Origin of the sequence: Bacillus sp. JJ634 (genome assembly GCF_036962285.1) — a bacterium.
Lineage (GTDB): Bacteria > Bacillota > Bacilli > Bacillales > DSM-1321 > Peribacillus > Peribacillus asahii_A.
Window position 1 is genome coordinate 1 of the sequence record NZ_JBALMU010000194.1, and the last position, 7,103, is coordinate 7,103.

Genomic DNA, 7,103 nt, shown 5'->3' on the forward strand with positions numbered 1-7,103 from the left:
ATACTGTTGAGTAATGATGTTCTCATCAAAGAGTATTTTAAAATTAACTTAAAAAACTGCACATTTTTTTGATAATTTTCCATTATGATGGTGACAGTACTTCGGAAAAGCGGTGATTATCTTGAATAAATTATCCCTAAAATTCGGCCTCTGGTTTTTAGGTGCTATGCTTATTCTTGAAGTGTGCTTATTCTTTTTTTTACATACAAGTATTGTAGATTCTAGAATAGAAGAAGAATTAAATGCACTACAGGCAAGAGGTAATAGTCATAGAGACGTGCTTGAAAATTCCTATAAGGAAGAGACTTTGCATCATATTGCTGTAATGGAATCAAAAGCTGATACAGAAGTCATTATCACGGACCAAAATCAAAACATTATTATTACATCCTCGAAATTAGATAAGGAAGAGCAAACTATTATAACCAAAGAAATAGAGCAGGTACCACGTGATGGAGTGATATTGGAAAATAGGTGGAAAAGCGAAAAATACATTTCCACGGTTACTCCTTTTACAATTAACCAACATCAAGAAGGGTATGTGTACATGTTCCGGAGTACGGATCAGATTCAAAGTTTAATTTCACGATTGAACCATCATTTTATTGTGGGTGCCATCATGATTCTTTCCTTAATGGTGATAACGATTCTATTTTTATCCAAAGCCTTGACGACGCCTCTTATCCGGATGAAACGGGAGACCGAGAAGCTTAGTAAGGGAGACTTCTCGGTCAATCTGCCAGACATGGGTAATGATGAGCTAGGAGAGTTATCCCGTGCGATAAAAATTCTTGCCAAAGAATTACAACACTTAAAAGAAGAAAGAAATGAGTTTTTGGCCAGCATCTCTCATGAATTAAGAACTCCCCTTACCTATATCAAAGGTTATGCGGATGTGTCGAGACGCAAAGAGTTAGACCAAACAGAGCGAAATCAGTATCTTGGTATTATTTATGAAGAATCTGAAAAATTGTCTGATATGATAAAGGATTTATTTGATTTAGCTAAATTAGACAGGAACACCTTTGTTATTAATTTTATGAAAGTCGAGCTTTGTTCTTTTTTATTATCTATCTATGAAAAGATACTTCCTGCGTTCAAGGAAAAAGGGATGGATTTGAAAGTATACTGTCACAAAAACGTACATATCATGATTGATCCTATGAGATTTGAACAAGTGCTTTTTAACTTGCTAGATAATGCTATCAAGTATTCTGAATCTCATACCAAAACATGTATTTTTGTAAGGAGGGAAAAGGGGAAGGTATTGATGGAAATAAAGGATGAGGGAGATGGGATACCTGAAGAGGATCTTCCTTTTATATTTGAGCGCTTTTATAGAGTAGATAAGTCCCGGTCGAGAGGTACCGGAGGCACAGGTTTAGGTTTATCCATTGTCAAGGAACTTATTGAAGCCCATGGGGGTCACATTGAGGTGAAAAGTGAACCAGGTAAGGGAACAGCCTTCTTAATTACAGTAGAGGAGATGATAGAATGAAAACCTTATTGCTTGTAGATGATGAAGCAAGGATGCTTGATTTATTAAATATATACTTATCACCCACTTATCATTGTATCCAATTAAAATCGGGTCAAGAAGCCGTGGACTATATGAAACATTCCTATGCAGATTTAATTTTATTAGATGTAATGATGCCAAATTTGGATGGGTGGAGTACATGCAGTCGCATAAGAGAATTCTCCAATATCCCCATTATTATGCTGACGGCTAGAAATGAAAAATCAGATGTAGTTAAGGGCTTAAAATTAGGTGCGGACGATTATGTAACAAAACCATTTGATGAAGAGGAATTAATGGCCCGAATAGATGCCCTCTTCAGGAGAATGGATAATGAAGACACGATGGCCGTTTATTTCAAGGGATTGCGGTGGGACGAGGAATCTTTTGAATTGACATATGAAGAACAGCGGATTCAACTCACTCCAAAAGAGTTTTCCTTACTCGGATTATTATTGAAAAATCCAAATAAAGTCTTTTCGCGGGCACATTTACTGGAGATTATCTGGGGGAATAAGGCCTTTACCGAAGACAGGACCATTGATTCTCATGTCCGAAATATTCGTGATAAACTCAGACAAGCAAACTTTCCTATTGATCAGTACCTTTCAACTGTTTGGGGGGTAGGGTATAAGTGGGTAACTAAGGAATAACTATTTCTTTAATTTAAAAAATACATTAAGACAGGAGAGGATGAATATTGAAACTTTTTAAATGGGGCTTATTTTCTCTCATATCTCTGCCGTTACTTTTAGCTGCATGCTCAAATGATGAGTCAAAGCAGTATTTTGTAAAAGCAGAGAATGAAAAAATTGAACATATCCATGGAGCAGGATACTGGGGTGAAGAAGGAACCCCAGTTATAGCAACACATGGCGGGCCATTTGAATATCGAGACGAAGTCTGGTACAAAACCACACGGAACAACCATGACTACATGGGGTTTCAAACGATCAAAGACGGATTTTATTCAAGTGGGCATCCTGAAAAGGGATCAGATTTGAAAAATCCTCTAGGGCTGGTCAAAAGTACTGATAAAGGGGAAAATCTGGACAAACTCGCTTTCTACGGAGAGGTGGATTTTCATTACTTAGGAGCCAGTTATGAGACTGGAACTGTTTATGTGTATAATGAAGTACAAAATCCCAAAATAGGAACAGGCTTTTTTTACTCCAAAAATAAGGGGAAAGACTGGACACAACTAGAGCTAAACGGGATGCTTGCTTCTTCCATTAGGGGCTTTGATGTTCATCCATCAAAGGATAATATCATTGCAATTTATGGAGAAGAAGGAATATTTTTATCTGAAAATTATGGCAAGGATTTTTCCCTTATCCCAACTAAAGGAGTGGTAACCTCATTAACCTTTAAAAACGATTCCATAATTCATTCCATGGTTGAAGATAATAAAGTAAGCCTTCATGAAACAAATTTGAGTAACAATCAGGGTACTATCCTAGCAGCTCCTTCTTTGAATAACGAAAACATCCCTATTTATTTAGAGGTCAATCCCTTAACTGAGGATGAAATGATGATGGTAACCACAAAGAATGATGTTTATGTTAGTGAAGGCCAGGAGGCAAAGTGGAATAAAATCTTATCAAATGGGGAAATGGAGTAAAGAATTCTTTTTCCCTTTCTCGAGCTTACTCCATAATTTCTGCATATTCTTTTGGTATGATATTGGAAAATGTTAAAGGAGGATTTATGTCTATGCAAAAAAAAAGAATGAAAATGTCCATCATTTTATCTTTATTTGCAGCCATTTCCTTAGTACTGGGTGCCTGCGGGAATGCTAATGACGAAAACACAGAGGATACGCAAAACGAAGATAAAGGAAATGCAGAAGGTACAGAGAACACAGAAAACATGGAGGGCATGGATCATAGTAAGATGAACATGTCTGGCTCAGGTGAAGTTCCTGAAGGTTTAAAAGTAGCAGAAAATCCAACTTATGAAGTTGGCAGTCAAGCCATTATTCAAGAAAGTCACATGCCAGGTATGAAGGGTGCTAAAGCAACAATTGTAGGGGCGTATGACACTACGGTTTACACTGTTTCATATACGCCAGCAACTGGTGGGGAAAGAGTAGAAAACCATAAATGGGTGATTCATGAAGAGTTACAAAATGTCGATAAATCCCCATTAGAGCCAGGAACAGAAGTTACAATCAATGCAGATCATATGGAAGGTATGGATGGTGCAACCGCTGAAATTGATTCAGCCGAAGAAACGACTATATATATGGTTGATTTCACTCCAACTACCGGTGGAGCAGAAGTGAAAAATCATCAATGGGTAACAGAAAGTGAATTATCACCAGCTAAATAATGTTTAAACTAAATGAATATATTTTTAATCTCAAGAGAGCTTATTCCTTACATGGATAAGCTCTTTTTACTGAATGATTTAATATAAGGGATATTTTCACAATACATTTAAATCGTATGGAAGGCCGAATTCGCGGAATTAAAGGTTTAATTGAGAAGAATACTTACTGTGACGATGTTGTCACACAGATTGCAGCCGCTCAAAGTACCTTAAACGGTGTAGCCAAGATTTTATTAGAACGACATCTGAAAAACTGTGTAGTCCACGACTTAATAAGGGAGATTCAGAAATTATTGATGAGTTATTAGTAACCATACAAAAGTTAATGAAAAAATAAAGGAAACAATTAATGACCAAGGCTATGATGTTGAATAGATTTTAAGGGTGCTTTTTAAGTACTTCTTTTTCGAAAAAGTATACCCATTTGAGGTCGGGAACAAAGGTCTCTTCACAGAAAATTGGGGACCTCGTGTTTTTTGAAACCTATAAACCTGGAGCTTCTCATGCGGGTATATACATAGGAAACAATCAATTTATTCATAGTTCCTCATCAAAAGGTGTGGGTATTTCTTCTGTGAATAATAGCTATTGGTCTAAAAGGTATTTAGGAGCAAAAACATATTGATATGGTCATAAAATCATACTTAATATGGGTAGCAGGGCCAATTCTTTGGTAAAAGAGGGCTAGCCTTGATGCTTTTTATTATGTTTTACCAATAGGTTAGAATATCGAACAGACCTATAATAATAATCACTACTCCTGCTAACTTTTGAACAATGTTGCCAAACTTTTTCCCTTTTTTTATTAAAGATCCTTCTCCGTCAAAGGTCCATATTAATAATAGAATGATAAGAAGGGGCAAAGCAGTTCCAATACTAAACATAAGGGTCAATGTAAAACCATATGTAGTCGATAATACCATAGGCATAAGTTTCGCAAAAAAAATAACAAACATGGTTGGACAAAATGCTATTGAATAGCTGATACCTAATAAAAGGGCTCCAAATTTTCCTCCTGAGCTTTTAAACCCGTTCCAGATGAAAAAACGTGAAGGCCAAACGAATTTTAAATAACCTAATAGAAAAAGACCCACTAAAATATTAATCAATCCTATACTTTTTCGAAAATACGCGAAATATGTAGTTAGAGTAGATTGAATTTCTTTTCCTAAAAACCAAATTAATATTCCAAAGATAGAATAAACTAATATTTTTCCTAGAATGAATAAAGAAACCTCCATCCAAGGTGTTTTTCTTCCTATGGCTTTGTTTCCAAAATAGGTAACTGCAGTAAAGTTTCCAGTAATCTGACAAGGTGCTAATGAACCAAGGATTCCTAATAGAAAGGCTCCTATAACTGGAATGGCTAAGGAACTATTCATCAATTGTAATACTGGATCAGAGAAAAATTGGCTAATTTTATTTAGGAAGTCGTACATAAAAATCTCCTTTCATTATATAATCCCTTATTTTAACAAACATTTTTCGAGAAATTATGCAGAAGGGAGTTTTTCACTGAAATTAAGGAGTTCTCTATCATTGAAGAATGCAGACGGTTTGAAATTTAGCCTAACATTCTATGTGAATGTATGGATGTAAACATCCTGCTTTCTTTAGTTGCATCGGGTATAGGAGCAAGCATAATTCCCAAGACCTCTCTTCCGACAAATTTCAATGACGGGCTAAAAACTTTAGATATCTTAAATACCTCCCTTCAATCAGAGACAGCCCTAGGTACCTGTCACTATAGATTTACTTGAATATATTAAAAGCGTGTTTTGAGCTATCTTTATTTCAAAACACGCTTTTTTATTTACTCTTTTATCAAAGCTTATAGTGTGAACTCAATTAAACGTTATTTCAAAGGTACAATCTAAAATCTAGTTTATATCAAATACAAGGAAAGAAAAAACTAAACTGTAGTTGACAGGTAGGAAAAGTACGGTTATTATCAATAATATAAAATTTATTTATATTTCAAAAAAATTCTAGTTGAATACCTGTTATGAAAAAGAAAATGAGGCAGCTGATCAGACAAACTGAAGGCTCCTACTCTTAACTGCTTAGAGTAGGAGTTTTTTCAAAAAAATAAAATTCTGTATTTTCAGATAATACATAATCAAATAAAAGGCACCAGGAGGAAAAATATGAAAAAGCTAATTGTTTTGGCATTTGTAGGTTTTTTAGCACAACTAATTGACGGAGCCTTGGGGATGGCATATGGCGTTACATCATCGTCTCTTCTATTAGCATTTGGTATTGCACCAGCAGTAGCTTCTGCTTCCGTCCATCTTTCTGAAGTCGTAACAACGGCTGCTTCGGGAGTATCTCATATCAAATTTGGAAACGTGGATAAACAATTGGTATATCGTCTGATTATTCCAGGATCAATTGGGGCTTTCACTGGTGCGTGCTTCTTAAGTAATTTACCTGGCGATGTCGTTAAGCCTTACGTTTCGGCATTCCTTTTATTGCTTGGTTTCTATGTTATTTTTCGTTTTCTGTTTAAATTTCAGTCTAGTGAAGAAAAGGAATCAAAACCATTATCAGTGAAGCAATCTATACCATTAGGTTTAATTGCCGGCTTTGCGGATGCAACAGGAGGCGGCGGATGGGGACCGATTGCAACACCTGTTCTTTTATCCAAAAAAGGAATGACAGCGCGTAAAGTAGTTGGAACAGTAGATACGAGCGAGTTTGCTATCGCTATTTCTGCGACTGTCGGTTTTATCATTTCTTTAGGATGGGAAGTCGTGAATTGGCTTTGGGTCGGAGCGCTGATGATAGGAGGAATTGTTGCTGCACCGATTGCGGCATGGCTCGTTCGAATGGTTCCAGCTCAACTAATGGGAATTTTAGTTGGAGGTTTTATTATTATAGTAAATGCACGCACAATTTTAGGCACATGGGTAACAGATGAAATATACTATCCTGTTATTTATGGTTTTCTATTTTTGGGATGGGGAGTAGCTATTTTCTTTGGTATTCGCAAGATGAAAGCAAACCAGGCTGCTGAAAAAGAAAAAAATAGAAAGTTGGCTAGTTAATCCATTTATGTAATCGTTCTATCATTTATTGAAGAAATTATAAAAGAGAAGAATAAGAAAAACATAGAAGAAAGTGGATGGGAATTTGAGTATTCCTGTCCATTTTTTATTTGGCTCTAATTGACAGAACGAAAAATTTGTCGTTTAAAAATGTGTATCTCGGGAGAAGAATCGACATTTTTTTAAATAATTATTGTTTAGAATGA

6 protein-coding genes and 2 pseudogenes are annotated in these 7,103 nt (G+C 35.7%); 7 read left to right on the forward strand and 1 reads right to left on the reverse strand.

All coding sequences use genetic code 11. From position 1 onward, the window contains the following. Positions 1-112 precede the first annotated feature (112 nt). From V7068_RS21570 to V7068_RS21595, 6 genes and pseudogenes are all read left to right on the forward strand, one after another. On the forward strand, positions 113-1,498 hold the full coding sequence (locus V7068_RS21570) for a sensor histidine kinase (RefSeq protein ID WP_499714482.1): 1,386 nt from the start codon (positions 113-115) through the stop codon (positions 1,496-1,498). Continuing rightward, positions 1,495-2,172, forward strand: coding sequence for a response regulator transcription factor (locus V7068_RS21575; protein ID WP_499714483.1), 678 nt, complete (start codon positions 1,495-1,497; stop codon positions 2,170-2,172). Before V7068_RS21570 ends, V7068_RS21575 begins: the two co-directional genes overlap by 4 nt. A 47-nt stretch (positions 2,173-2,219) precedes the next feature. Next, positions 2,220-3,140, forward strand: a complete 921-nt coding sequence (locus V7068_RS21580) for a F510_1955 family glycosylhydrolase (RefSeq protein WP_499714484.1) — start codon at positions 2,220-2,222, stop codon at positions 3,138-3,140. A 92-nt stretch (positions 3,141-3,232) separates the two neighbouring features. Further along, positions 3,233-3,850 (forward strand): DUF1541 domain-containing protein, encoded by a 618-nt coding sequence (locus V7068_RS21585; protein ID WP_499714485.1) that lies wholly within the window; start codon positions 3,233-3,235, stop codon positions 3,848-3,850. Positions 3,851-3,954: 104 nt separating this feature from the next. Further along, positions 3,955-4,187: pseudogene (locus V7068_RS21590) on the forward strand (metal-sensitive transcriptional regulator); the annotation flags it as partial. 96 nt (positions 4,188-4,283) lie between these two features. Continuing rightward, positions 4,284-4,475, forward strand: a pseudogene (locus V7068_RS21595) (C40 family peptidase); the annotation flags it as partial. Positions 4,476-4,560: 85 nt separating this feature from the next. Here V7068_RS21595 and V7068_RS21600 read toward each other — a convergent pair. Beyond that, a complete protein-coding gene (locus V7068_RS21600; RefSeq protein ID WP_252283415.1) occupies positions 4,561-5,289 on the reverse strand; it encodes a cytochrome c biogenesis CcdA family protein in 729 nt (242 codons plus the stop codon). Positions 5,290-5,997: 708 nt separating this feature from the next. Between V7068_RS21600 and V7068_RS21605 the strand changes: the two genes are divergently transcribed. Further along, the gene (locus tag V7068_RS21605) at positions 5,998-6,897 is read left to right on the forward strand and encodes a sulfite exporter TauE/SafE family protein (RefSeq protein ID WP_499714486.1); all 900 of its coding nucleotides are present in this window, start codon (positions 5,998-6,000) and stop codon (positions 6,895-6,897) included. Positions 6,898-7,103 lie beyond the last annotated feature (206 nt).

What these genes read in the sequence shown, in the direction of transcription:
- V7068_RS21605 (WP_499714486.1), top strand. Translation starts at nt 5,998, where the DNA reads ATGAAAAAGCTAATTGTTTTGGCATTTGTAGGTTTTTTAGCACAACTA.
- V7068_RS21575 (WP_499714483.1), top strand. Translation starts at nt 1,495, where the DNA reads ATGAAAACCTTATTGCTTGTAGATGATGAAGCAAGGATGCTTGATTTA.
- V7068_RS21600 (WP_252283415.1), bottom strand. Translation starts at nt 5,289, where the DNA reads ATGTACGACTTCCTAAATAAAATTAGCCAATTTTTCTCTGATCCAGTA.
- V7068_RS21585 (WP_499714485.1), top strand. Translation starts at nt 3,233, where the DNA reads ATGCAAAAAAAAAGAATGAAAATGTCCATCATTTTATCTTTATTTGCA.